Raw genomic sequence first — 26,438 nt, 5'->3', positions numbered from 1 at the left:
GGTAGGCACAGATACATGACCAAACGCAAATAAGCCGTCCCCCGCATTATCGCGAAGCAGGCTTATAAGCTTGTATTACTTACATATGCTATTCAATAATTCAGACTAATTTTTGTCTTTGTCCACAACCATATAAAACCAGCCCATTCCGACCATTCCCACGACCATAATTGCAACCAAAATAATGATGTAAGTCATGAATGTAACCCCCCTGCTTCCGAATATTCTACACACTACTACCAGTTTACACGGTGAAACGCCTTTTGAATTGACCGAACATTGACAAAAATACGAAATCTTTAATTTTAATCAATGGATCTATATTCAGGATGATATGTTATTCATTATTCCACGTTCTAGGTATCTGCATCCACATCTCACCCACGACGCTGAACCTTATGTAATGATTTAATGACACCCCTTGCATGCAGATCAAATCATACCATATCACAAAATGCAATCCATGCCCAACGTTTCATCTGTTATACATCCGGTGTATACTATAAATCTATGAAATAGAAATAAGATTTTACATTGAAAGGTTGAACCAGATGTCGATTCGTATGCCTTTACGTCACTTATTTATTGCCATCTTACTAACATTAATGTTAACCGTATTAACTGCTTGCGCAAACGGAGAAGCCCATGTAACCGTCAATCTGGATGGGTCATCCGATCTCGATCTGAATCTAAGTGTAACCGATGCTGCACTGGGCAAAATTGGACAGGATAACCTTATGGGTTTGCTGGCTGACACGTTAAAAAAGAACAATTTCCAAGCAGAGGTGACCAAGCAGGGAGACACGCAGCAGCTTACTGCCACCACTCACTATGAGAAAAGCAGTACAACTGACTTTGATATGTCAAGCTTACCTGAAGGCATTAAGGTGGAGCAATCCACAACACCTGGTTTGTTCTCATCAACACTTCACCTTACTGCAGAAGCGGATGTCATGGAATCTATGCCAGATGGAACCATCAAAGATCAGATTAACAAAGTACCGAGCTTTCTTAAAAACCTGTTATTAAAGGATATTAATTTCGACTTCAAGCTAACTCTCCCAATCAAAGCAAAGGATTCCAACGCAGATGTTGTGGAAGATGGCGGTAAAACACTAACGTGGCACGTTTCCCCACTCAATCGGAATACACTGGATTTGACTGTACAGATTCCGAACATTCGAAATATCATTATCGCAGCTGTTATTGCCCTTATTTTAATCGCTGTATTGCTGATCTGGTTATTATTGCGTCGTAGACGTGTCAGACAGCGCCGAAATGGCTAAAATATATAGCGTAAGGATAATAAAATGCCGTTAATTTGAATCGTGACTTGCCAAACGTTGTGAGGGATAGTAGAATACATCCGTACTGTGTGAACGGTTAAACTTATTACGGAAAAGCTAAAGAGGTGACAGTATTACATGAATATCCGGGAATGTCCTTTACCTGGTATCGGAGTTAAGTACCAGTTTGATACAAAAAGCGGCAACCAACTGGTTATTATTGTGCATGAAGATGGACGCCGTGAATTGTTCTCAGTTGACCCAACTGACCAAGAGGAACTTACGCTAATTGCAGAATTGGAAGATGATGAGTGTGTAACCCTCTCTGGGTTAATTGGAGGATGGTCTTAAGTTTTTTAAGCCCTTCTCAGATGGATAGTTCTCCACTACAAAAAATGAAAAGCAACCTGCCTCTAAGCTAAGGGGCAGGTTGTTTCAATTCATAGGTTACTTAACTAGGTTGCTTCGTCATTGGTTATCTAACGTTTTTTGATGAGCTCGAATAAAGGGAACCCATGTATTCATGACACGACGTATCTCCTGAGAACTGAATGGTTTGCTAATAAAATCCTGCATGCCACACTTCAAACATGCTTCACGATCTGTAGCACCAACAAATGCCGTGATGGCAGCAATGACCGGAATTTCCGGATGGGTTTGCCTAATTTTGCAGGTTGCCTCGATGCCATCCATGATGGGCATTTTGATATCCATAAAGATAAGATCGTAATGCTCACGTTCCAGAGCCTTCACAGCCTCTTCACCATTCTCTACAATGTCACATACACCGCCATGCTTACGCAGCATCTCCTCCATAAGGTGACTGTTCAGTTGTTGATCCTCTGCCACTAAAATTTTAATCCCCGCAGCCTGACGTGACTGATCGGTTTGTTCACTCACTTCGTCGGATTGCTCTATAAGCTCTCCAGATTCGTCATTCCAGCGCTCTAGCGACAAAGTGAAATAGAATTCTGCTCCCTCACCCGCATCACTCTGTACGCCAATCGCACCGCCCATAAGCTCCACCAGCTTTTTGCTGATTGCCAGCCCTAGACCTGTGCCTCCATATTTGCGATTAATGGAAGGATCAAGCTGCGAGAACGATTGAAATAGCTGATGCTGCTTCTCAAGCGGTATACCAATTCCTGTATCTTTCACCGTAAATGCCAGTGTAAGCCGATCCTCATTCTCACATTCTGCTGGATTCACATTCATGTGGATTTGAATGTTGCCCTTATCCGTGAATTTGACCGCATTACCAACGAGGTTGATGAGCACTTGGCGAATACGTGTCTCGTCCCCTCTTATTCGCTCAGGGATCTGATCCGATATGTCACAATATAATTCAATATTTTTCTCGGATGCACGCAGTGCAAACAGTTCCATTACACCCGCCGTCATCTCTCTCAGATCGACCGCCTCATGCGCAAGATCCATTTTGCCAGCTTCAATTTTGCTGAAATCCAGAATCTCATTGAGGATATGCAACAAAGATTCCCCGCTATCAATGATGATCTCGGCAAATCCATGTTGTTCCTCATCAAGTTCTGTTTCCTTTAATAAATGTGCCATTCCCATAATGCCATTCAGTGGTGTGCGCAGCTCATGACTCATAATCGCAAGAAATTCAGACTTGGCTTTATCCGCATGCTCAGCCACTTCCTTCGCCCGAATAATCTCATTCACACTTGTCATATCACGAAAGACCAATACTGCTCCTCGCGTTTTCCCCTGATCCATAATGGGCTTAAGTTGAAATTCTGCAAGGAAGCTTGAACCATCCTGTCTCCAGAAAACGGACTCTGACCTTGGCAGGCTCCGTCCTTCACGAACAGCTTTCACTATTGGCGTTTCGTTTGTTGGATAAGGGATACCTTCGCTTTGCATTTGCAATATAATCTCCTCAAACGGCATGCCATTGGTAGCACTCGGGCAGAAGTCCATCATCTCTGTTGCAGCCGGATTTGCGAAGATGATATGTCCCTCCTGATCAAGCCCAATCACCCCTTCGGACATTGCATTTAATATGAGTGCACGTTCATAACTTAAATTTTCAATTTCTTCTACATATCGTTTAGATTCCGTAATATCACTCGTGATTCCAAATACACCTACGACTTGTCCTTCAAGAATAATCGGAACATTAATTACACTCGTTTCAATGCGCTGACCGTCTTTGTGAATTAGTCCAATCTCATAGCTCTGAGCTTTCCCCTTCACACTCTCTTCAAAATAGTAACGGGTCTTCTCCAGATCTACCGGATCAATGAGATGTTCAAACGAGCCACCTAGCAGCTCCTCTTTGGTATGTCCAGTAAGCTGCTCCTGTCCCGAATTCGCTTTAAGCAGCTTCCCATCTGGAGCAAGTGACGTTACCCCCAATGGATTAAAGTCGAATAGTGACTGATATTCCTGCTGACGAAGCTCCTCTTGCTTGCTGGCGGTCATATCTCTCGTTACGGCAATCATCTCCTGAAGATTACCCTGCTTATCATATACATACTGAGTTAACGTATCCGCCCACACTGGCGATCCATCCTTATGCCGGAGACGATAACTGATTCGATCCGGAGCAAGACCTTGCACTTGTCCTGACACATATGCCTTGACCAGAGGAATATCCTCTGGATAGATCACAGATAAGCCGGATTGACCTATTAATTCCTCCGGTGTATAACCAAGCATGCTTTCGCAGGCGGGCGATATATATTTGAAAGTACGCTCAACATCGGCATGATGAATGGCGATCATATCCAAGGTTGATTCTGTGAGCATACGAGAGATTTGGCTGCTTTCCTCCAACTTTTGGCGCTGGATGATCAAGCGCTCCTCCGCTTCCTTTTGCTTCGAAATATCAGCTGCTTGTACGAGCAAATATAATGGTTCTTCCGTTATCTCATCCTTGACGATACATGCCCTTACGCATGCCCATAGAAGTGTATTATTTTTGCGTTTGAGGCGGAACTCCGTTTCATACATCATGGTGACGCCATTGGTCATATCGTAGAATTCAGACCGGAAGCTATCCATATCCAGATCAGGCTCATAAATCATATGTATGATTGGTGTATCAATTAACTCGTCTTCAGGGTATCCCAACATCTCACAAAAGGCGGGATTGAGCTGGAGCCAACGACCATTCACATGTGAAGCAACAGCAATGCCGATCGGCGCATGAGTATATAGTTGTTCGAACAGCAAACGGTTCTGTGTAATTGGATTCGACACCGCTTATCCTCCTTTTCAATTATCCAACCAATTCGTAATGAAAGCTTATTTCGATACATAACTTCATCTATAGAGTGTTACCCCAAATTCTATCATTGTTAACGATTTTACGTACGAAATTTTGGCATGTATCGACATCTTTAATGTTCTAGCCCCATCAAGCAAGTGAACCGCTAACTACACGCCTATAGGCTATATCACATTCTCATGTATTTTTACGAGTTTTCATCTAAATAAAGCCTTTACATCCGAACGATATGGAGGTATCGATTATGATTATTGTTGCAAATCAACCTGTTCAATTAAATCGCGCAGACTGGACTCCCTTTGAATGGCACTGGCTACAACAACTTCAAAACAGTTCGAAAGTGTATACGTACCAGTCCATGGAGCATCTTCAATTTGAATGGAAACTGCGTTCTTCGCTTGTCGAAGCGGCTGAGGGGCTTAATGCCAGTGGTGTTAGCTTCGCCTCGTTCGAACAATCCAGATGTAATCCCGTTTACTGGAATCTGAATGCCCAAGGTGGATTTGAATTAAGACCTAACGTTACACCCGCAGAGGGAATTCGCGACATTTGGAGAAACGGATCCTTGTACGCCTTCGAATGTGCAACTGCAACCGTCATCGTATTATATGGTGGTGTGCTTGGAAGCATCCGTGAAGATGCCTTCAATTCACTATTCCGCAACCTGCTCCTCTTCGACTGGCATTACGATAGCGATCTCCGCTTAACAGAGAAAAACGGCAGTGACGACGCCCTCCCTGGGGATGTACTCTATTTCAAAAATCCGGATGTGTCTCCCGAAACGCCGGAGTGGCAAGGGGAGAATACGATTAAACTTCGGGAGGATTGGTATTATGGTCACGGTATTGGTATTGCTCATGGGGAACAAATTATACGCACCTTGAATCAATTCCGCGTTCCAGGTAGCCGCACCTCTGCGTATCTGATGGATACGGTCATTTATCCTGATTTTTATTATCTGTCACGGTTTGCAAATAGCAATAATGTGAATTCAGGTTCTGCATCGACGCCTGTGTTACCGGGACAGTTATACGTACGTGTAGGTGGTAGTCGTTATTTGAGAACCTGATACTTTTCATGTGGTTGACTCCTGCGTCTATATAATAAAACAAAACCAAAAACTCAGTGAATCCACAAAATAGTATTGTAGTTTCACTGAGTTAACGATATGCCAAGTCGTGCTACCCTTTCGTCATCCTGAACGTGAATCATCGACTAGTCGGCATACACTTATTGGGGAGTTATTACTTTGGATCTAACTGAACTACAACTTGTTTACCACTCACCTGTACCCCTGTTGTTTTGCTGCCGAATTCGGCCAAGGCTTGGCTTAGCTGCTCCGCCCATTCCTTGCCGGCCGCACCCTCTTTGCTTCCGTGAACCTGAATGACCAGCTTCACGGAATCCCCTTTTTTCAAGATACGCTCTGCCTGTGCTTGCTTGGTATCCCGATCATGATCTTCCATTTGCAGAGTTAAACGGATCTCCTTCACCTTACGTTTATCCGGAGATTTGCTTGATTTCTTCTTCTCTTGCTGCGCCTCTGCTTTGGCTGCTCCAGCCCCAATTAGTTTGCACGGTGGTGGACTGGTCATGAGAGAGGTGCAGACCAGATCCACCTTATACTGTTTCGCCAAGGCAAGCGCCTCACGCGTAGACATGATTCCGAGATCCTCACCGTTTATCCCGGTTACATGGACTTCCGATGCTTTGATCTTTTCATTTTTAATCAAACGAACTGCCTCCTTCGTAATCAAAAGCGGACTTTTTGAACAACCTCTAAAAGCCTGTTCTGACCTATGACAGATCAGAACAGGCTTGATTGATGTACATGATCATCATGTACCCTATACCAGACGGTTATTACAGACTGTTGAATGCTTCTGTCAGAACCGGAACAATCTGTGATTTACGAGATACTACACCCTTCAGAAGAGCTTGGCTATCAGCCAACGTTACATTGTACGCTTTTTCCACTGCATTAGTAGAAGCCCCGTATGCCAGAGCAACAGAATCGTTGTTGAGGATATCTGTTACAACAAATACGAAGAGGTCGAGACCTTTACTGGAGATGATTGCGTCAATTGCAGCTTGCAATTCAGCTTTTTTCACAAGTACATCGTTAACGTCAACAGCATTGACTTGTGCGATTTCAACTTTTGCTTGACCCATTACGAATTCTTTGGCATCCAAAGAAATCAATTCAGCAATCGTTTTTTGACTCAGATCAGCACCTGCTTTGAGCATGTCCAATCCGTAGCTGTCTGCATCTACACCCGCAATAGCAGCCAGTTCACGTGCAGCCGCTACATCTTGCTCCGTGCAAGTTGGCGATTTGAACAACAGGGAGTCAGAGATAATAGCAGACAGCATAAGTCCAGCAATCGGTGCGCTGATCTCTACACCGTTCTCTTTGTACATTTTATTTAAAATCGTTGCAGTACAGCCCACAGGCTCTGCGCGGAAATACAGTGGCTGGCTTGTCTCAAAGTTCGCAATACGGTGATGGTCAATAACTTCTACCACTGTTACTTCTTCGATATCACTAACACTTTGCTGACGCTCGTTGTGGTCAACCAGGATGACTTTGTTTACTTCATTTGCTGCCGTTTTGATCAAACGTGGTGCTTCCACCTTGAAATGATCCAGTGCAAACTGAGTTTCACCGTTCACGTCTCCAAGACGAACCGCTTCAACCTCATGACCTAATTTTGCTTTGAGATCTGCATAAGCAATTGCTGAACAGATCGTGTCTGTGTCAGGATTTTTGTGTCCGAAGATTAACGCTTTTTCCATATTGATAGCCCTCCGTCAATTCTGATTTAGAAAAATAAATGTCGTTTATAATTCATACCCTTACTGATTATAGCGTTAAAAGGGCTTAATTCCAATCCCCTTACAGCGAATTCATTGCAAATGATTCTCAGGACAATCTTTCTAGTCCTAGCACTATAGACCATAGGCCTGTATTTTATTTTGCCGTTGTTGTCGCAACATTAGCAATGAGATGGCTTTCCAAACGCTCACCTTCACAGAGTGCCTGAACGAGAGCTCTTCCTGAATCCGGTGTCATTTTGCCATACCAATCCCCTTGTGGGTACACAATCGTCACACATGCATCATCACAGCGTCCATTGCAACGTGTTCGTGTCGTATGAATAAATTCACTTGCCCCTTGGTTCTTGATCTCATCTCGCACAGCCTGGGTAACTTCCTCCCCTCGTTACGCATACAGGTACCACCGTTACAGAGTAAAATATGATGCTGCAATTGATCCAGATTATAAATAGCCAAAATGTAGTTCATTCCCCTCAGCTTTGTTATCGTATGTATAGTGACATAACATAAACTTATAAATTAGCATATGAAACCTAGATAAGCAATGCTCATACGTTAAAGTTCCACGTCCTCTGCATTCTCTCTATTTTTCACAAAGAACGTCTGTAGACTGCCATCCTCACTAATTGTGAGCATGTTCAGTTGAGCACCATAGGCGCATCCACCGTCGATGCCAATCTTATCACCCGTTGAGGTGAACCAAATGCCCATCTCATCATGCAAATATTTCACAGGCGTATGCCCGAAGACCACCGTTTCCTCAATTGCCGTAGGTCTGGAATAGAACGGTTCCCGAATCCACATAAAGTCACTCTCTGGCTGCTTACGCCAATCCGGTACGTCTGGATTAATCCCTGCATGTACAAACACATAACCCGGAATTTCATATACCAACGGAAGTTGATCCAGAAACTGAAGATGATGGCTATAGTGGTTGCGTACCCACACTTTGGCTTCATCAAAGGCATTCCAGTCAAATTCATTTTCGTCCCATGCTGTTGCATAGTTTACATAACTACCAAGTGTCTGTAAACCACCATTGCGAATCCAGTGGCTATCGTATTCCTTGTTATCATTGGTCAACGCTTTAACCATCATCGCATCATGATTTCCCTTCAGCGCAATGATAGAATGACGTTGCTGTAGCTCTATGATCTGATCAACGACCTGTCTGCTCTTGAGCCCTCGATCCACATAGTCTCCAAGCAAAATTAATTCATCCTGAACCGAATCATAGCTCACATGGTGGAGCAGAGCATTGAATTCGTCGTAACAGCCATGAATATCACTTATAACGCATCTACGAATGTGAATCCTTCCTCTCTTATCGAGGTCACTACCAAAGCCCATTAGGATTAAGCTGAACACCTGACGATATCTCATGATCAGAGATGGGATTCAACCGAAATTATCTAGCCTTACCCCATCTCCTTAATTCTAATGAACGAACTTTTAGAACACATACTTACCTATCTATTCTCAACTACTATTACATTCCCGACGAATTCGCTTAATCCTTCTTTAAGCCGAAGGCTTCTGCAATCAAGCCGAATGAGCGAAGACGTGCGTCAAATGAATGAATGGCTGAGGCGATGATCACTTCATCGGCTTCATGCACCTCAGCCATTGCTGTAATTTTCTCTTTCACCTGATCCGGTGTACCTACGATTGAGAATGAACGACGCTGGCGAATCTGCTCCATTTCCATTGCAGTATAAGGATAGTTGTGAACCGTCTCTAATGATGGGAATGAGCTCTGTTCCAGCCCACGACCTAAGCGCAAGAAGAAAAGCTCATTGCTTCGAGCAAGCTCAGCCGCTTCCTCTTCAGTCTCCGCACAGAACGCAGAGACAGCAATCATAGAATGAGGTCGATCATTAAGGATCGACGGTTTGAAATGTCGACGATAATGCTTCATTGCTTCTTCCCCACCTGGTGTGCCAAAGAATTGAGCAAACGCATACGCCGTTCCTTGCGCGGCTGCAATTCTTGCCCCTTCAGAGCTAGAACCAAGTAACCATACCTCTGGCACTGTCGGCACAGATGGAGCAGCCACTAGGGAAGCGAAGCGATGATCCTCTGATAATTGCTCATGAAAGTAACCTCCCAGATCTGCGATCTGTTGCGGGAAAAATTGCACGTTGGAGGACTTCCCCTCATTGAGAGCTCGACTTGCAATCGGCATGCCTCCAGGTGCTCTACCAATCCCGAGATCAATACGACCAGGATGCAATGCCTCTAACAAACGGAAGTTCTCTGCAACCTTGTATGCACTATAATGTGGGAGCATTACACCACCTGATCCTACCCGAATCCGCTCGGTATGAGCAGCGATATGTGCAATCATGACTTCAGGACTTGAAAAGGAGAGCGCACCGCCACCATGGTGTTCTGACATCCAGAAACGCGAAAAGCCAAGTTCATCCGCATGCTTCGCAAGCGTAACTGTCTCTTGAAGCGTATCCTGCACCGTACGTCCTTCGTTGATATGTCCATGTTCAAGCACACTTAATTTCATATCTATTCATTCCTCTCATTGTGTCTATATAAGTCTCTAATTAGATCTAAACCAAGTATCACCAAATTAATGCTCTTACCATTGTAACATTAATAATTACAGTTTCAAAATAAAGCTCTTCCTTATCCTTTATTCGGATGAATGAAAATAATAAAAACGTCACCAGCCTGAATGCTGGTGACGTTTCTACATAATACAGAACACTACATATTAGGGTGCCCGTTTAGGCAATAGCTTCACATACTCATCTGACAGCTTCATCAAGCTCAGCACATGCTCATAGTCGGCGCGATATGGCTCCAGATCGGTGACGGGTTCATACGTTTTAATTGAAAATGCCTTCCCATCATCGAAGCCAGCACCAGGTATAAACATGATTCCATTATTAACAAATGAGCCAGTCGGCAAATAATAGCGAATGCCAAATGCATTATGGTCCATATTCAGCAGATCGTGACCAAAAGCTGTAAACTGCTCTTCCTGCAACGATACGCCCATCAAATTCAGCACCGTTGGCATGATGTCCAACTGACCTCCAGGCTGTTCAACCACTTGCCCTTTAGACTGCTGAGGTGTGTGGATGATTAGTGGGATGTTGAAACGACTCACATTCCCATCATACGGCACATGAAGATTGTCTTGAATCTGTTTCGTGATCTCATCATTTGCTGGCAGACCGAAGTGATCACCATAAATGACTAACGTTGTGTTGTCCCACAGTCCACTTGCCTTTAATTCATTAATGAGTTGCCCAACCGCATAATCGGTATAATTGATAGCTTGCAAATAATCATGCAGCAATGTGTTCGTAATTGTCTCAGGGACAGTAATTCGTGCCCGATCAGCTGGGACTTTAAAAGGTGAGTGGCTGGATGCTGTAATAAACTGCGCGTAGAACGGTTCGTTCGCAGCTTGGTGAGCAGTCATTTTCTCAACACCAACACGATACAACTCCTCATCCGATGGACCAAAATCATTAAATCGATCATTCTTGAAGCTTGGCTTGTCGAAATACCGATCGAATCCAATCGCAGGATACATCTTGTTCCGGTTCCAGAACGTCACATCATTACCATGAAACGTCTCCGACTGATACCCACGCTCGCGAAGCAATTTAGGTAAGCTAGGTAGATCACGATCACTATATCCGGCAGACATGGGAACCACGCCAGTAGGATAGATCGATGTGTTCGACATAAACTCAGCGTCCGATGTATTACCTTGACCAATTTGTTGGAAGAAATGAGGGAAATAATAGCTTTCACTTGCTAATTCATTGAGCACTGGCGTTAACACTTGACTATCCAGTGAAGCGTGAATCGGAAAATTTTGAAAAGATTCCAGTTGCAGCACAATCAGATTACTGCCTTTAGCTTGACCAAAATACTTCGCTTTAACTGCAGAGCCCTGACTTGTTTTATCTTGATATGGATATTGACTTACTAATTGATTGATCTTCGCAATGGTCTCATTAATATTGCCATTGGCAATGGCTTCGTTTTCTTTGCTCGTCAGAATGGCAGAGGACACCTGGTAGTTAAGAAATCCAAGATTTTCCGCTCGAACCAGTTCATTATCAATCGTCTCTCCTTTGACAATAAAGCTGCCTGACAGAACGATACTAAACGCAGCCGTAAGTGCAACGCCCACCTTACCCCAATATCTTTTACGGCTTCTGCCAAAGCTCAACCCGCTGTTGCTGTAACTTCCTTGACTCCGGAAATTACGTCTGGAGCGCAGGATAAACCATAGTGGCAGTGCAAGCACGATATCCGCAAAAAATGTAAAGTGCACAGGTCGAATGAGTGGGCCGATACTGCCTCGTACTTGAGCCACTTGCCCTAATTCGCTTAGTGCTGTGTACGTGGGTACTGAACTAAAATGCACATTATATAACGTTGCGGCAAACAGCACGAGAGAGAAAATCAGGTTAAAGCCCCCGTATACGATGCGTTTCCAGCTCTTGGGTACAATTAAATCAAGCACACAGACCACCGTTAGAGCACCCAGCGTATCTGTGAGAAAACCAATGCCAGAGAGGCCTTGGAAAAAGAAATACCGCAAAAGCGTGAGCTTCAGCAGCAAGAGGATAAATAACACGACAAATAATGTGCGTGATGATATCCGTTCGTGTTTAGAATTATACATGGTCGTTTTCAACCCTTATCCGAAATTTTACGTTTTGTTTACAAAACGCATATTTCAGTATAACAGTTTTGCGATAGGTATTCCATGGAGGCGCGGACGCAAAACTGCGGATAGGGCTGTCCATGTCAATAGAAATTACGACGATGTGTACAAAGGTGAGCGGCAGTCCTCTAGTCCAATGAAGTTAAGTTAAATTAATCTGCATCACGCTCATACAGCTTGCTCATCATATATTCGTCAACATACGCACCATCGACCAGAAGAGATTTCACTTTCTTTCCTTCTTGTACAAAACCAATCTTGTGATACAATCCGATCGCTGTGTGATTATGGCTCATGACTGTCAATTCAAGTCGAGTTATACCTGCACTTGATCTCCACATCTCCAATGCTTCCATAAGACGCGTACCCATGCCTCGTCCAGCATAAGCTTTACGCACACCAATAACGATACTCGCTCGATGACGAATCCGTTCGGCGCCACCTCCAATGACAGTAAGATGACCAATGACTCTGCCCTGATGTTCTGCAAGCCAGGTCGTACTGTTCGGTGATTCATTTAGTTGGTCTATGAAACGCGCCTGTGCTTGAATGGTTGACTTACGCTCTCCCGGATTATAGAGCATATACATGCTCTCACGATCCAAAGCCCGGTGCAGCTCTAGAAGAGCTGCCGCATCTTCGGAAGCAACTTGACGAATAACTATATCTTGAGGTGGTTGAACCCTTCTCTGGACAATCCATTTCACCGCATCGTTAAAATCAGTGGCTATATAGTCCGCTTCCATTGTCTCCCATCGAGACCGATCTTCCTGCAACGCACGCATACCTGCACCAGTTCTAACGAGGACGCATAGACACCCTGCAGCACGTGCAGCAACCATGTCTGACCAACGGTCGCCAATGACAATACATTGTTCGAGATTCAGATGATGATCTTCTGCTGCTTGGATTAACATATCCGGTCTCGGTTTGCGACATTCACACTGTGCGTGAGCCGGATGAGGGCACACATACGTATGCTCGATGCCGAAGAGCTTCATTTCTTGTTGAAAAGCTTCGACCGTGGAATGCCCTGCTGTTATACCAGGCTGATTTGTGAAGCCAAATAACTCGAACCCATGCTGTGACAGAGTGCTGATTGATTCTGCGACACCATCAAACAATTGCATCTCGCCAGGATATTCGATCTGGTCTGAACCTCCAATCGTGCCATCACGGTCTATAAACACGGCTTGTGTTGGAAAGTTTCTTATGTGCGGAGTGTTCATATTACTGTTCTCCCTCTTATGTATAGATTACAAGTACAGCTTGATTCATCTCTCCGATAATAAAAGAGATATGCAGAAGCCACTACATTATATCATGCAGTGTTTCGCATACCCCTTGATCCTTCAGATTGAATATTTACGCTGTCGTTGAAATGTCATGATTCTGTTCGTTCCTGTCCCGCTTGCGTTCTCTAATCGCCGCCTGGGCAGCCGCAATTCGTGCAAACGGAACCTGCTCTGGGCTACAGCTCACATAATCTACTCCTATGCGATGGCAGAACGCAATCGTATCTGCATTCGCAGCTTGTTCTATACAAACCCCTGACCTTAGATACGGTTTGCGGGCTTTACCCTGTACAACGCTAATTTCTACGAGATTTTTATTTTCTCGAATATCCAATGCTCCAAATGAGAAAAAGTCGGCGTGGCGAGCCATTTGAGTTGCAATCGTACCCGCTCTAGAAATTTCTATGGTCGTACCTACTTTATATAGACAATGCCTTTTTTCTTCACCTAAAATCTGATCCGCTATATGATCCACCAGCTCCCTCAATCGTTGCAATTCGCTGGAATCGCTTACAGGCGGAATCAAAATTTCGGGTCGTACCCAAAGTCCCTGACGAATGCTTTTTAAGGCAGCTTGAAAAATCGCCTCAATCTGCATATCCAGCATATCCGCTTCGACATCAAGCAAGCGTTCGTCCCATGCCGAGTCCAGCAGTTTAATCGTTACCGGACAACCATCCATCACTTCGAAAAACTGTTCAAAGTCCGCTTGCAGCATCGGAAGCAACCGTTCTACCCCACGTCTACGTTCGTAATCGTTGTCAGCTGTGATCATCTTCTGGACAAAAGGTAGCCGAGATGGTGATAGCAGCATAGCCTCGATCTGACATTGGCCTATTCCCTCTGCTCCCAAAGCTCTAGCGAGGATCGCATCCCTTGGATGATTAACATTAACCAGCACGGATAGAGATTTCACCTCATCAGCCCATTCAAGCAACCTTTGCACTGCTAACACTTGCGGAGAATGCTGTCCTCTAATAACGCATTCACTCTTCTCTTCCCGATCTGTGAGAGAAACTATACTTCCAGCATGCAACGAGCTCGTCACATCTGATAATTGAATGAGCACTTCTGTCACTTGTAATGGCTCGATTCGCAATAAGGCTTCTTCCTTTGTGATCAAACCTTCACTGACCATATCCACAACCGTCTTGCATGCTGATTCTGAACTCATATGCTCGCCATATTCCCCGTTCACCATTACCTGTACTAGAACTGGACTGTAATGTGTATGAGAGAAGGCTCCCAGTGCTTCACTGAGTTGAGACTTCACATCTTGAGGAAATGGTGTCCTACCATGAACTTCGATTATTATTTTGTGTTCGGTGATGATGCGTTCTAATTCAAGTTCGTCCTGTATCTCAGGCTCACCTACGGATTCACCAAACAATTCATATGGGATTCCATGTACCAAGTAACCAAAGTCCTGCAATAAGCTTCGATAACAATAAAGTGCATAGCAGCGATCTTGTGTTTGCTCAGCGAGCCCTTCCACCGTCACATCGTTAAGGCCAACATAAAGGAACGACGCACGTTCATTCGTATTGGAATGAACTTCACTTGGCTTAACGGAAAGTAGAAGTGGTGTCTTGGCATCACCGAAGACCGTACCCGTGTGCTGTTCCAAATGATGGATCGCACGTTCCACCTCCTGAGCTGCATCAGTAGAACCATGTCCAAGACGGGTATTGAACTCGCGACAGCATTCCATTGTTACAGCGAACCCGGCCGGAACAGGCCAGCCAGCACGAAGTAACTCGGAAAGACTGACTCCTTGACTGCCTATAAGTCCTTTCATCTCTGCCGTACCATCCTCCAACAGAACTACCCGTTTCGTCATTACAGCTCTCCCATCTGCCATGATATGGCTGTGCTTGAAGGCACTCGACCCTTGCGAATCGCCCTTCACTTTAAGATATGTTGCAATCCTGTAATCAAGGACATCTGGTTCAGCTTTTTCTACTTTATGTACGTTTGTATCGGCATAACATGTACCATGACAAACTGTCGTTCGCTCAAACTAAACAAAGCCGCCCAGCGGCGACTCCGTCAATCTAATTTTTAAGACAAACACTAACGATGGATGAGGCCAGCGGGGTAAAAGGCGTTTTATTCCAGTCCGCATATTGATCTTCTATCGTGAAATTGTGACTCGTCAGCAGGCGATGAAGTGTAGCATTATCCGTAAAACGACAAGCGATGCGTGAAGTCGTATGCCTGTAGCCCCAATCTCGAATTGTGACCCAGTGCATGATCTGGTTGTCTGCATCATACGTTTGTGTCCCAGATACCTTAACCGTTATCCCATCGATATCGACGAATGTTCCCCAGTCCTCTTCCCCTTCATCACTTAGATCGTTGCCTTCGGGGTTACGTGTCTCAAACACAAACAGGCCACCCGGCTCCAGATGTTCATGAACAGTGTGGAGTAATGCCAACTGATCTTCATCGCTCAAGAATGCCTGAAAGGCGTTTCCGGTCAAATAGATCATTGTATAACGCTGATCAGATTCGAAAGTGCGAGCATCCGCCTCGATAAACTCCACCGGCAGCCCCTCAGCCTTTACACGTGCATATGCCAGCATCGAAGCAGCTATATCCACTCCAGTAATATCAATCCCTGCACGAGCCAGATGAATCGTGGTCATTCCCGTACCACAAGCGAGATCCAGCACTTTCCCAGGATTAGATCTTGCCATGTCTAGATAAAAATCGTGTTTGTGCATCTCACCGCCGAACTCAAGGTCATAATTCATCGGATCGCGGTACTCTTCAAGATTGTTATGGTCGATCAATAAGGCTCATCCTTCCCCAAAAAAATGATTTACAAAATCAATTATACTGCATTATCATGGTTTACATATCGTAAAGGTTAACACTGTGTAAACAAAGGAGAAATATACGTTCATGGGTACATTGCCAAAATCTGTCCGTTTTCCACTTTTGATTCTAATGTTAAATCTGTTTATCGCTTTATTAGGGCAAGGCATGCTTATCCCTATATTGCCAGAGTATTTGAAGTTATTTCATGCCGGAGGTACAGTCGCTGGATTTTTGGTAGCTGCCTTTGGGGCGGCTCAATTTTTATTTTCACCGCTCGGCGGACAATGGGCTGATCGCTTTGGTCGCAAAAAATTAATTATTGCTGGTATGTTCCTCTCCGTTGTTTCGGACATCATATTTGCCATATCAACGTCGTTGCCACTTCTCTACATCGCACGTTTTATCGGTGGAATCAGCTTAGGCCTGATGGTTCCTGCGAATCTCGCATATGTCGCCGATATTACTACGCCAGAGACACGTGCCAAGGGAATGGGCTATTTCGGTGCAGCCATGAATCTGGGTATGGTTCTCGGACCAGGTCTTGGCGGCTTTATCGCTGAGATGGGCATCCGTATGCCTTATTTCTTCGCGGCTGGTCTGGGACTTCTCGCAGGTATACTTACGCTACTTCTGCCGGAGACTTTACCTCCTGAGAAACGAGTGCTTCCTAAAGCTAGGGAGAAAGGTAATCATCTGGGTAAGGTAATTTGGAGCTCATTCCAAGTTCCTTACTTCAACTATTTACTTCTGATTCTCGTAATGACCTTTGGTCTAATGAGCTATGAGACCGTATTCTCTCTTTTTGCAGAGCAAAAATACGGCTTCGATGCCGCAACGATCTCCATCATTATTACGATGGGGGCCATCATTGGGATCATAGTCCAGATCTGGCTACTGGATTGGTCAGTGCGAAGAATCGGTGAAATCAAGCTTATTCGCCTCTCTCTCATCATGGCGCCGATTGCACTATTACTTATGTTAATTAAGGTCAACCTAGTGTATCTGTTGTTCGCTTCTGCTTTATTTTTCGCTTTTAATGCATTTTTACGGCCGTCCGTTAGTACACTCATTTCCAAAAACGCCGGTGATCGACAGGGATACGCTTCGGGTCTAAATACGACGTATTCCAGTTTGGGTACTGTATTTGGGCCACTTGTTGCAGGGCTGCTGTTTGACAAAAACTTGAACTTCCCGTATATTTTTGGGGCAATTATGCTTCTTGCTGCACTATCGCTAACGCTCAAGGCACGTCGGTCCAAGAAAGGATTACAAACTACTCGTGAATGAAAATTATCATCAGCAGATTAGAAATAAACATCGCGATGACCTGATCGCAGCAGGTAAGGAACTTTTTTTGAAGCATGGACTGCTCCAGGTGAAGATCAAGGACGTTTGCTCCAAAGCAGAACTAAGCCGAGTAACCTTCTACAAGCATTTTCAGTCACTCGATGAGCTGCTTCTTACGATTCAAATGCAACTGGTGGTGAATTTAACGGATCATGTTAGTCTGTCGGGGAATACGGGGCTAAACGGTCGTGAACAGCTCGAAGCCATGCTTCATGCCTGGATCAGCTTTGCCCGGAACCATCCGGATCATATCCGATTCATTCAACTGTTCGACATCAACTATGAGGTTTATGATTTTACTCCTGAATTAAGAGAGACGTATGATCGATTCAATCAGATTGGCAAAGAAAATCACTTTCTGCTGGATGTACTTAATGCAGGGATCACAGATGGCAGCATCAAGAATACCTCTTCCCCACTTCAACTTGCTCAGTTTATATTCACGGTGATGATGGGTGCACTTCAGAAGATGGTCACACGTCGTTCAGTCGATCTCTACCCACCGAATGAGCAGATGACGGGGCAATTGGTGGACATGCTGCTGCATTACGCTTGCCATGATGATTAACTTGGCGGGCTGATGAATTAATCACTTCTTAGGCTAACATGTATTCATATTTGTGGTGAGCAACATATGTACTTGTATAAGGCTATCGAGATCTTCTCGGTAGCCTATTCGTCTTTCTACACGGTGATATTTCATTCGATTATCCAAACAACTACTAAAACGCTTGCCAACATCACGTTGACGAGCGTTTTTACGTGCACAGATTTATTTTTCACCCACGAAATCTTTAGTTTTTCTTCAGAATTATCCTTACGATTTCCTCAGTTTCTTTCATTATCATGTCTGCATAAGAGCTGGATGAATTTCGAGTAAACACGGCCGCTCATCGCTATATATAGATATTTTCATTCCACTTGTACGTTATGTTCTGACCATATTCATTGGCCTAAGCGACTTACCTTTTTAAAATTTATCTTTATTTCGTATTCCAGTGCTGTGCTCTGAACCATATTCTATTTTACAGCCGGCACTTACCTGGGGCGTCCCATTCTTAGCCTACTTTATTAAATACCGAATCTCATTCCTTTTATCAAATAACACCTTGGAGGAACCGACATTGAATTTCAAAGAATCTCTTCTTTTTCTGAAAAGCTTTTTTCGCAGTCCCAAAAATGTAGGTAGCATTATTCCCAGCTCTCGTTTTCTAGCGAGCAAAATGGTAAGTCAGGCTCCTTGGCTTGAAGCCAAAGCAGTAGCCGAGCTTGGATCAGGTACTGGAGCAATTACACGTTACATCTATAACGAGGTTCAGCGATCAACCAAAGTTTTATTATTTGAGATGGATGAGACGATGAGATATCAATTGCAAAGTACATTTCCTGCGTTCACCTGTTATCCCAATGCGACTAAGTTAGTAGAGACAATGGCACAAGCTGATGTACAACAATTGGATGTGGTGTTTAGTGGATTACCCTTTTTCAACTTCGAACCTGGATTGCGAGACACCTTAGTGGATCAAATTGTAAAGTCACTTAAACCTGGTGGATTGTTTATTGCCTTTCAATATTCTCTGCAGATGAGAAAAACACTTTCTGAGCATTTCATTATCGAAAAAATCCACGTCGTGCCGCTCAACATCCCACCTGCTTTCGTTTATGTCTGCCGCAAAAAGGAAACAATTTAAACATTCTCAGCGAAGGCATAATTGATCGTTGAAAAAGTGAATTTTGTTCCTTATCACCTTCCTCCTGCTTTTATCGACCGTGTCGTAAGCAAGAAGAGTTATGCGAGAAATGTCACTCTTATAAAGCGAATTTTTCTATCCAAAATTTGATAACAAACACAACGATAGATAGCAGGATCGGAATCATCCAGGCCAATGAACGAAATCCAGCAGAAGCACCAGCCTTGTTCACTCTTACTCCAGTCTCAGGATGATCAAACCGAGTATATAACCATCTGCAGATCATCAAAGTAATCAGTGAGGCAAAACCCGTCATCAGTAGGATGAGTAGAGTAGGTCCCTCTGGGGTTGTCATCCCCTCCAGCATGTCTCCTCCCTGAATATATGAGCTAATAACATACGTAGAGTTCGTGATCAAATGAACGATAATGCCTGGAATGATGGAGCCTGATCGAATGACAATGATAGCTGAAACGAGAGCCGCTCCGAATAATTCAATTAATCGGTAGGGGTTGTCATGGAACAAGGCGAACAGAAAAGAACTAACAATCGCGGCGAACCACAGTCCCCGTTTGGCATACCCGCTCAGCAACACGCCCCGAAACAGGAGCTCCTCACAGATCGGAGGAATGATCCCGATGCTTATCAAGAGAATGCCTAAGGAAAACAGGGAGTCCGCAATCGGATAATATGATGTTCCATAAGAAACCCCTAACCATTGTGAAACAACTTCAGTAAGCTGGTGGAAAAACAGCAAGATCATCTGACTTAGAGCAAATATCAACATAGACAGGATGACATTCCTCAAAGATACTTTATGTAGCTTAAATGCTGTTCGAAGAGATATATTTCGGTATCGACACCAGATTACGGCTGGCATCACATTGAGTACGATTTGACCAATGGCTACATATGCGAGGAATAACATTAGATTATCGTGATGTGGATTGCCTTTCGAACTGATCCATGCCGTGAACAAGATGCCCATAACATAGGACACAAAAAAGATCCATCCCGCACTTCTCATCGTCAGTTGGTTCGTCACTTCAGCTCGTCCCCTATTTATCATTTATCAATTATCATTCAGATACATCTCTGGTATCACGAACCGTTTCATCGAACGAGCAGGATCGGCTGTGAATTGATCCAGACCAAGCGCCCGGTATTCTTCAAGAATCCGTTCGAATATAAGTGCGATAATACTACAATCTGCGAGTGCATCATGTCTCTGAATGCCCTCTGTATGCAAGCCATAATACTGAATCAGAAAATCCGTGGAGATCACTTCGTTTATCTCAGGATGGATGTATGTAAACATAGCTTTGGTATCCAGTACATCATTGTTAAACATCGGCAGTCCATACCGCTCACAATGACGTCTTAATATCGGCAAATCATACTCATACCCCGCTTGGGTCACAAGCACACGATCTCCAATGAAATCTGTAAAAGCACGAAAGGCTTCCATAAATGAGGGCGCCGTAATCATATCTTCATTGGTAATGCCCGTTAATTGTGCAACGGCTTGCGGAATCGGTTTATCAGCTCGTGATAACGTCGAGAAAGTCTCATGGAGTTGGTCACGATTGTTGTATAACAACGCTCCAAACTGTGTCACACTTTCTTGATCGGGTAAGATGCCTGTACCTTCGAGATCGAATATACAATAGGTTTGCTCCTGTAAAGGCGAAACGTGTAGCTCCTCGATGGTATATGTATCATTATGAAATGTAGTTTTCATTCCTATCTCCTCTCTACTTCGAAGTATTAGGGCTTCCATAAACGGCTTACTTGCATGAGTTTATGATCTTCATCAAACTCCAGCTTATAAATATCTGGCATAGAGGTACTTCCCCAGAACTCATAGTCATAGGATGCATCATAATAATTGAAGATTAGGGTCATGACATCCCCATGTGTGCCAATCACAATCTTTTGCCCTGAATGCCGTTCTAAGATGTCTGATATAGCTTGAACTGCACGCTGCTGTGCTTGAATGCTGGATTCACCACCCGGAAAGGCAAATGAACGCTCTTCATACAGCTTGCGCTTGGCTGCTCGAAAGTTGGTATGCCGCACATTGGAACTAGATAATGCACGCTCACGCAAATCTTCTATGGTTATGATCTCAACTCCCATTTCGTCTGCCAGCCCTTGCACGGTGTCCAGCGCACGCTTATAGGGACTTGAATAGAATAGATTAATGCTCTCATGACGAAGTAAGCATGAAACCGTCTCGGCATCATGCTTACCTTGTTCTGTCAAACCACGTTCACGCTCTAGTCCTTCCACATACTCGGATTCCGCGTGCCTTACAAAATACAATGTCGTTAAGACCTCGCTGCTCATGCATGGTTCAATCCCTTCTCTTCTCAATCACAATCAGGCAGGTGCTATCTGGTAGTGAAGTCTCACGCCCTTCTTCATCCATGAATTCAATCCGTCCGCTAAGCGCCTCTGTGTATCCCTGTTGTAGAAAATGCTGCAGAGTGATGATCTGTGCCTCATCACCCAATGCTTCATGAATACATTGCTCATAGGCAGATGGCGTAAATATGCCAAATTGCTCCTGAATCTCGTGTACGTAGGCTTCCTCACCCCAAGTGTATGTGTACAGGAATTCCATCGCATCATTGATCGGAAGCAGCACCTCATTCTCAGACAAAACTTCATAGGTTATCGTCCGCCCTTGGAAGTCCTGCGTATATCGTTCCAACCAGCGCATCCCTTCAGGTTCAAGAAACCGAATGCGACGCTTCTGACCTACAGGTTCTGTCATGATGCCGTCACGGATAAGAATTCTTCCACCAGGAGATAACACATTGAACGAGCTTTGAAGAGCAGCAATCACCGTATCCTGATTGAATTTTTGACCATCGCGTTCAATATAGGAATACAATTCATGCAGAATGGATGAGAAAATAACCGTATCCACCGTTCCAGGCTGAACGTATTGATGCAACTGAAGTGCATCCCCCTTCATGACCTGCCAGCGATGGCCTTCCAGCTGCTTCTTCCGCTCTAACGCTTCAATTACATTTGTCGAGATATCAATTCCGATCGGCTCCAGCTCAGGCTTCTCCTGTTCGATCAAGTCCAGTAATACCCCACCACCTGGGCCGATATCTAACACTCGTTTACCTACCATATAGTCGAGTAGTACTTTTTTGTAATCACCGGAGCTATTCATATCCGCAAGATACGTTTCTTCATTATGAAACCGGTCATAAGCATCACGCCGTAATCCAAACAGATCAAATAACAGCAGCACAGCCTTGTCATATAATGGTGATTTCTCAGCTTCAATACAGAAGGCAATTAACTTCTCAGCAGCCGGCGAGAATTCAAAATTGACAAATACGGTATCCGGTAATTCAGGGTGGCGTTCTACCCGATGAGCCAGATGAGGGTATACGATCTCATGATCTGATTCAATCTGTGCCCATGACCACTGCTCCAGATACTTTTCAATCATTCTTTTCTTATACACATTCAGTTTCTTAACACCTTTGTAATCGTAATACATGCTGTTCATCAAGGGTTCGAAACTAATGTGTTGAACCTGTGAAACAGGACGTTCATCATCAGGCTTCGTAACGTTGGACGCTAGCGATTGGATCGGAGCTCGATGTATGGTCAGCAACAAAACCTTGATCATCTCCTGCAATGAGAAATCCTGCAACGCCGACTCTACATACCACAAGGTTCGGTGTTCTAATGGAGATAATGCCAGATCAATATCCCACTGATCTTGTATCGCTTGATAAGCGGAATTTACATCCTCGCCCCGGCGGATTGAGGCACTTCTCAAACGAGACAAACGTTCCTGCATCGTCCAATCCCGATGATCTGACTCCGTCACGATCCAGCCTATAATTTCCTGCGCTTCGCTTTGCACTTGTTGCCACAGCTCAGAGTTAACGCCAGCAATAATGCATTCGTTTAATGTCATAAGAATGGTATGCAGTTCATTCTCTGTCAGCCATCCTTTTGAAATAAAGGTATGAAGCGGTGTGTTCTCTGCAAAAGGAATTTCCCCACGAATATACTGACCTACGAGTCCGTGAGTTGCAATTAACGTTCGAATAATCTCATATCGTGTGGTGTGATGATTGGTGTCGTGACCCTGGCGGTGGTACAGATCATACAATTGTGCAGAACCGATGTTATGCACGAATAGATTGATTCCCGCTCTCTGCCACGCACGGCGTTGGTTCATCGAGCCCGCTTTGGCAATCTCTGACCAAGCCAGCACTTCCTCCACAATATCACGCACCCAAAACGACACTTCAAGTCGATCCAGCACCTGAAGCGTGCGTTCCACATAGTCCAAAACGAGATTCGTCTCTTCAAGCTCAGCTATGGAATGAATACGTTCAAGATTAATGTTCACTTGCTCTGCTTCGACAAGCAGTTTCAGCCAAGGCTGCTGCTCTGCCTCTAAGATGTGTTCTGATCTGAATAATTGAATGGCTTCTAATGATTGCAGCATACAACGTTCACCTCGTTATGTAATGTCAATGAATCAGTCTAACAGAAGAAGACGATCGTGTATAAACGTCATGACTCGCTCAGCCTCTCGTTCCGATAACTGCTCATCCAGTCGAGCGGCAGCAACAGGTAAGATCCAAGTATCTACATCCTCCCAACTTAAGCCAGAGATTAATAAATATTGCTGGATATACCGGTCTACCAACGTATTACGGGATGTCTCAAACCCTAACTTCATTGTAGGATCGACATCCTCAGGTAACGAACCGCTCATTAATATTACCCAACTTCGAGCAACATCACCCGCTGGATCGCCCGACATACCTGTCATCCAGTCAATCAACCAAAGCTGATCTTCTGCTTCACTAAACATGACATTATCATGGTGAAAGTCCCCATGACAAATCTGCTGACGCTCGGGAAGGTTCGCTAAATACTTTATAATCCGCTCTTTATCTTGGTCTGACAGCAATGGAGCACGGTGAATTGCCCCTATCAATATCTCTTTCTGTACTGGGAGAGTTCCCTCATGATCAGCTAGAGCATGTAGATCATAATGACATTGCGCCAAACGCACTGAAAGCTCCTCCATCAAGTCAGGCTGCTGAATCATCAGCAACAACATCGTGCTACCCTCAATACGCTCGAACACGATACCGTTACGTCCTTCCTTCTCCACCAACGCCCCAACCTGAGGTACATTCAATCCCTTTTCTCGAACTAATTTTGTAATACGCAGCTCTCTCTGAACCGCATCCAGTGGATAACCCACTTTATACAGCTTCATAATCTGAGTAAGCGAATATTCATATACATCAGCGGTGTTTCCTTGACCTAACAGTCTCATGTGCGTCTCTCCCTAACGAACCTTTTATGAACCTATTTACATGAACCTAAGACTAGGGCTTTGCTGCGAACATGATTCGTTTGTCTTTGCTAACCTTTATTCCTCTACTTCAAAAATAGAATCAATAATCAGTGGTAAATTATCTCTGACAGACACCGCTCCGAACACAGAACGAGCATGAGCCCCGCGATCTTCAAATACATCCATCATGAGATCCGAGAAGCCATTCAGCACTTTGTGATGTTCCTGATAAGAAGCAGTTGCGTTAATAAAACCTTGTACTTTGATGACACGCTTGACGCGATCAAGTGAGCCGAGCACATCCTGAAGGACGGCCAGAACCTCAATGCCCGCATTTCGCGCAAAATCATATCCTTGCTCTGTTGTAAATTCTCCCCCCAGCTTGCCACGTTCTTCCGTATTTGGCCCTTTGCCTGATACGTACATGATGCCATTCACAATGACTGCGTTTGCATATTTGGCTGCGGGTGCACTTGCTTGTGGCAAAACGATACCCAATTCATTCAACTTCGTCTGGATCATTCTCATCTCTCCCAAGTAATCATATTGGTAATTAGCCTCTAATCATTCCTAGCTAAGATAAATATTAGCATATTTTTCTATTCATCTTACACGATGTTTTACTAAAATAAGATCAGTAATACTACTACAGAATCTAAAATTTAATTATGATGTTAGATTAATAAAAATATTCATTCTGTTCAATTGAAATATCTATATTGTAATTCCATTTATTTTCTAATACGATAGATTGAAGACAGTCTTACTTGAATGAAATTATTCTGCATTTATTCGATAGGAGGCGTAATGATGAGTGCACCCTTATTTCGAGATCCCATTTATGACGGTGCTGCTGACCCCGTTGTTGTATGGAATCATGTTGAACAAGCATGGTGGATGATCTACACAAATCGAAGAGCTACAGCAGGTGGCCCCAAATTCGCTTGGGTTCACGGTACAGATCTAGGCGTAGCTTCTTCATTGGATGGAGGACAATCCTGGACATATCGAGGTACTTTAACGGGGCTGGAACATGAGTGGGGTCATAATACGTTCTGGGCACCAGAAATTTTTTGGCATGATGGAATGTATCATATGTATGTCAGCTACATTCAAGGCGTACCTCATGATTGGCCAGGTCATTCTCGTCACCTCTTGCATTACACTAGCCCGGATCTATTGACTTGGACATTCCACGGCACATTAAAGCTTAGCTCTGATCGTGTCATTGACGCTTGTATCTACCCGCTTCCTGATGGACGCTTTCGTATGTGGTATAAGGACGAAGCCAACGGTGCTCATACGTATGCAGCAGACAGCTCTGATCTCTATCACTGGGAAGTCATTGGCCCTGTAATAACAGGTTCAGCTCATGAAGGGCCTAATGTTTTTCGTTTCCGGGATTCGTATTGGATGATTGTGGATGAGTGGCGGGGACAGGCCGTATATCGCTCGGATGATCTAGAGCAGTGGGAGTGGAACAATCGGATTCTGGATCAACCCGGAGTTCGAGTCGATGATGGTGTAATTGGGCTGCATGCTGATGTGGTTGTACAGGATAACGAAGCCTATATTTTCTATTTTACGCATCCTGACCGTGTTGAAGGTGTCGACCATGCTAGTGAGCCGGCTCGTAGATCCTCGATTCAAGCTGCCAGGCTAGATGTCGTTGATGGTAAACTGATATGCCCAAGAGACGAGCAATTAAACATTCGTTTGCGGCCAGAAAATGAGCTGCGACACAGCTCAGTATAAACATCGACAAAAGCCTAAACGAACCTGACTACAGGAGCGTTTAGGCCTTTCCTCTTTTATCCATTATCTCTGACAAGCTT

22 protein-coding genes and 1 pseudogene are annotated in these 26,438 nt (G+C 44.3%); 7 read left to right on the top strand and 16 right to left on the bottom strand.

Translation table 11 applies throughout. The features are described from left to right. Positions 1 to 551 precede the first annotated feature (551 nt). Complete coding sequence (locus tag DMB88_RS12445) at positions 552 to 1,286, top strand: hypothetical protein (RefSeq protein ID WP_128101613.1); 735 nt, start codon at positions 552 to 554, stop codon at positions 1,284 to 1,286. A gap of 138 nt (positions 1,287 to 1,424) precedes the next feature. Continuing rightward, positions 1,425 to 1,637, top strand: a complete 213-nt coding sequence (locus tag DMB88_RS12440; protein ID WP_056701081.1) for a cation:proton antiporter regulatory subunit — start codon at positions 1,425 to 1,427, stop codon at positions 1,635 to 1,637. Between the two features lie 117 nt (positions 1,638 to 1,754). Here DMB88_RS12440 and DMB88_RS12435 read toward each other — a convergent pair whose 3' ends face one another. Continuing rightward, entirely contained in the window at positions 1,755 to 4,514 is a 2,760-nt protein-coding gene (locus tag DMB88_RS12435; protein ID WP_128101612.1) for a PAS domain-containing hybrid sensor histidine kinase/response regulator, read from the bottom strand. Between the two features lie 272 nt (positions 4,515 to 4,786). Here DMB88_RS12435 and DMB88_RS12430 point away from each other — a divergent pair, with 272 nt between their 5' ends. Further along, the gene (locus tag DMB88_RS12430) at positions 4,787 to 5,611 is read left to right on the top strand and encodes a protein-glutamine gamma-glutamyltransferase (protein WP_128101611.1); all 825 of its coding nucleotides are present in this window, start codon (positions 4,787 to 4,789) and stop codon (positions 5,609 to 5,611) included. A 175-nt stretch (positions 5,612 to 5,786) separates the two neighbouring features. Here the strand turns inward: DMB88_RS12430 and infC are convergent, their stop codons facing one another. The 9 genes and pseudogenes from infC to DMB88_RS12385 all read right to left on the bottom strand — a co-directional run bounded on the left by infC (position 5,787) and on the right by DMB88_RS12385 (position 16,178). Continuing rightward, positions 5,787 to 6,275, bottom strand: coding sequence for a translation initiation factor IF-3 (gene infC / locus DMB88_RS12425; protein WP_128101610.1), 489 nt, complete (start codon positions 6,273 to 6,275; stop codon positions 5,787 to 5,789). A gap of 130 nt (positions 6,276 to 6,405) precedes the next feature. Continuing rightward, a complete protein-coding gene (locus DMB88_RS12420; RefSeq protein ID WP_128101609.1) occupies positions 6,406 to 7,338 on the bottom strand; it encodes a manganese-dependent inorganic pyrophosphatase in 933 nt (310 codons plus the stop codon). Between the two features lie 175 nt (positions 7,339 to 7,513). After that, positions 7,514 to 7,836 (bottom strand): annotated as a pseudogene (locus DMB88_RS12415) (ferredoxin). A 99-nt stretch (positions 7,837 to 7,935) separates the two neighbouring features. Further along, positions 7,936 to 8,748 carry a metallophosphoesterase family protein gene (locus tag DMB88_RS12410; RefSeq protein WP_254438545.1) on the bottom strand — a complete coding sequence of 271 codons (813 nt, stop codon included), beginning with the start codon at positions 8,746 to 8,748 and terminating at the stop codon, positions 7,936 to 7,938. A gap of 142 nt (positions 8,749 to 8,890) precedes the next feature. Further along, positions 8,891 to 9,898 (bottom strand): LLM class flavin-dependent oxidoreductase, encoded by a 1,008-nt coding sequence (locus DMB88_RS12405; protein WP_128101607.1) that lies wholly within the window; start codon positions 9,896 to 9,898, stop codon positions 8,891 to 8,893. 210 nt (positions 9,899 to 10,108) lie between these two features. Further along, the gene (locus DMB88_RS12400; RefSeq protein WP_128101606.1) at positions 10,109 to 12,046 is read right to left on the bottom strand and encodes an LTA synthase family protein; all 1,938 of its coding nucleotides are present in this window, start codon (positions 12,044 to 12,046) and stop codon (positions 10,109 to 10,111) included. 194 nt (positions 12,047 to 12,240) lie between these two features. After that, on the bottom strand, positions 12,241 to 13,317 hold the full coding sequence (locus DMB88_RS31990; RefSeq protein ID WP_164848686.1) for an HAD-IIIA family hydrolase: 1,077 nt from the start codon (positions 13,315 to 13,317) through the stop codon (positions 12,241 to 12,243). Between the two features lie 136 nt (positions 13,318 to 13,453). After that, the gene (locus tag DMB88_RS12390) at positions 13,454 to 15,223 is read right to left on the bottom strand and encodes a putative PEP-binding protein (protein ID WP_164848685.1); all 1,770 of its coding nucleotides are present in this window, start codon (positions 15,221 to 15,223) and stop codon (positions 13,454 to 13,456) included. 214 nt (positions 15,224 to 15,437) lie between these two features. Next, positions 15,438 to 16,178: a class I SAM-dependent methyltransferase gene (locus DMB88_RS12385; protein WP_254438544.1), complete on the bottom strand. Its 741-nt coding sequence runs from the start codon at positions 16,176 to 16,178 to the stop codon at positions 15,438 to 15,440. Between the two features lie 112 nt (positions 16,179 to 16,290). On the opposite strand from DMB88_RS12385, the gene DMB88_RS12380 reads away from it, so the two are divergent. The 3 genes from DMB88_RS12380 (at position 16,291) to DMB88_RS12370 (ending at position 19,244) form a co-directional block, all read left to right on the top strand. Continuing rightward, positions 16,291 to 17,493 (top strand): MFS transporter, encoded by a 1,203-nt coding sequence (locus tag DMB88_RS12380; RefSeq protein WP_128101604.1) that lies wholly within the window; start codon positions 16,291 to 16,293, stop codon positions 17,491 to 17,493. Further along, on the top strand, positions 17,486 to 18,121 hold the full coding sequence (locus DMB88_RS12375; RefSeq protein WP_128101603.1) for a TetR/AcrR family transcriptional regulator: 636 nt from the start codon (positions 17,486 to 17,488) through the stop codon (positions 18,119 to 18,121). Before DMB88_RS12380 ends, DMB88_RS12375 begins: the two co-directional genes overlap by 8 nt. 556 nt (positions 18,122 to 18,677) lie before the next feature. Next, positions 18,678 to 19,244 carry a class I SAM-dependent methyltransferase gene (locus DMB88_RS12370; RefSeq protein ID WP_128101602.1) on the top strand — a complete coding sequence of 189 codons (567 nt, stop codon included), beginning with the start codon at positions 18,678 to 18,680 and terminating at the stop codon, positions 19,242 to 19,244. 118 nt (positions 19,245 to 19,362) lie between these two features. On the opposite strand, the gene DMB88_RS12365 is transcribed toward DMB88_RS12370, so the two are convergent. The 6 genes from DMB88_RS12365 to DMB88_RS12340 all read right to left on the bottom strand — a co-directional run bounded on the left by DMB88_RS12365 (position 19,363) and on the right by DMB88_RS12340 (position 25,125). Continuing rightward, on the bottom strand, positions 19,363 to 20,289 hold the full coding sequence (locus tag DMB88_RS12365; protein ID WP_164848684.1) for a CPBP family intramembrane glutamic endopeptidase: 927 nt from the start codon (positions 20,287 to 20,289) through the stop codon (positions 19,363 to 19,365). Between the two features lie 27 nt (positions 20,290 to 20,316). Further along, positions 20,317 to 20,985: a 3'-5' exonuclease gene (locus DMB88_RS12360; RefSeq protein ID WP_164848683.1), complete on the bottom strand. Its 669-nt coding sequence runs from the start codon at positions 20,983 to 20,985 to the stop codon at positions 20,317 to 20,319. 26 nt (positions 20,986 to 21,011) lie between these two features. Next, a complete protein-coding gene (locus DMB88_RS12355; RefSeq protein WP_128101599.1) occupies positions 21,012 to 21,593 on the bottom strand; it encodes a histidine phosphatase family protein in 582 nt (193 codons plus the stop codon). A 7-nt stretch (positions 21,594 to 21,600) separates the two neighbouring features. After that, positions 21,601 to 23,736: a class I SAM-dependent methyltransferase gene (locus DMB88_RS12350; RefSeq protein WP_128101598.1), complete on the bottom strand. Its 2,136-nt coding sequence runs from the start codon at positions 23,734 to 23,736 to the stop codon at positions 21,601 to 21,603. A gap of 33 nt (positions 23,737 to 23,769) precedes the next feature. Next, complete coding sequence (locus tag DMB88_RS12345) at positions 23,770 to 24,582, bottom strand: phosphotransferase family protein (RefSeq protein WP_128101597.1); 813 nt, start codon at positions 24,580 to 24,582, stop codon at positions 23,770 to 23,772. 96 nt (positions 24,583 to 24,678) lie between these two features. Next, positions 24,679 to 25,125, bottom strand: coding sequence for a RidA family protein (locus DMB88_RS12340; protein WP_128101596.1), 447 nt, complete (start codon positions 25,123 to 25,125; stop codon positions 24,679 to 24,681). A 285-nt stretch (positions 25,126 to 25,410) separates the two neighbouring features. Here DMB88_RS12340 and DMB88_RS12335 point away from each other — a divergent pair, with 285 nt between their 5' ends. Further along, the gene (locus tag DMB88_RS12335) at positions 25,411 to 26,358 is read left to right on the top strand and encodes a glycoside hydrolase family protein (protein ID WP_254438543.1); all 948 of its coding nucleotides are present in this window, start codon (positions 25,411 to 25,413) and stop codon (positions 26,356 to 26,358) included. Positions 26,359 to 26,438: the final 80 nt, after the last annotated feature.

Origin of the sequence: Paenibacillus sp. DCT19, from assembly GCF_003268635.1 — a bacterium.
Lineage (GTDB): Bacteria > Bacillota > Bacilli > Paenibacillales > Paenibacillaceae > Paenibacillus.
Note: the sequence above shows the minus strand (reverse complement) of the source record. Positions and strands in the feature narration are given on the sequence as shown.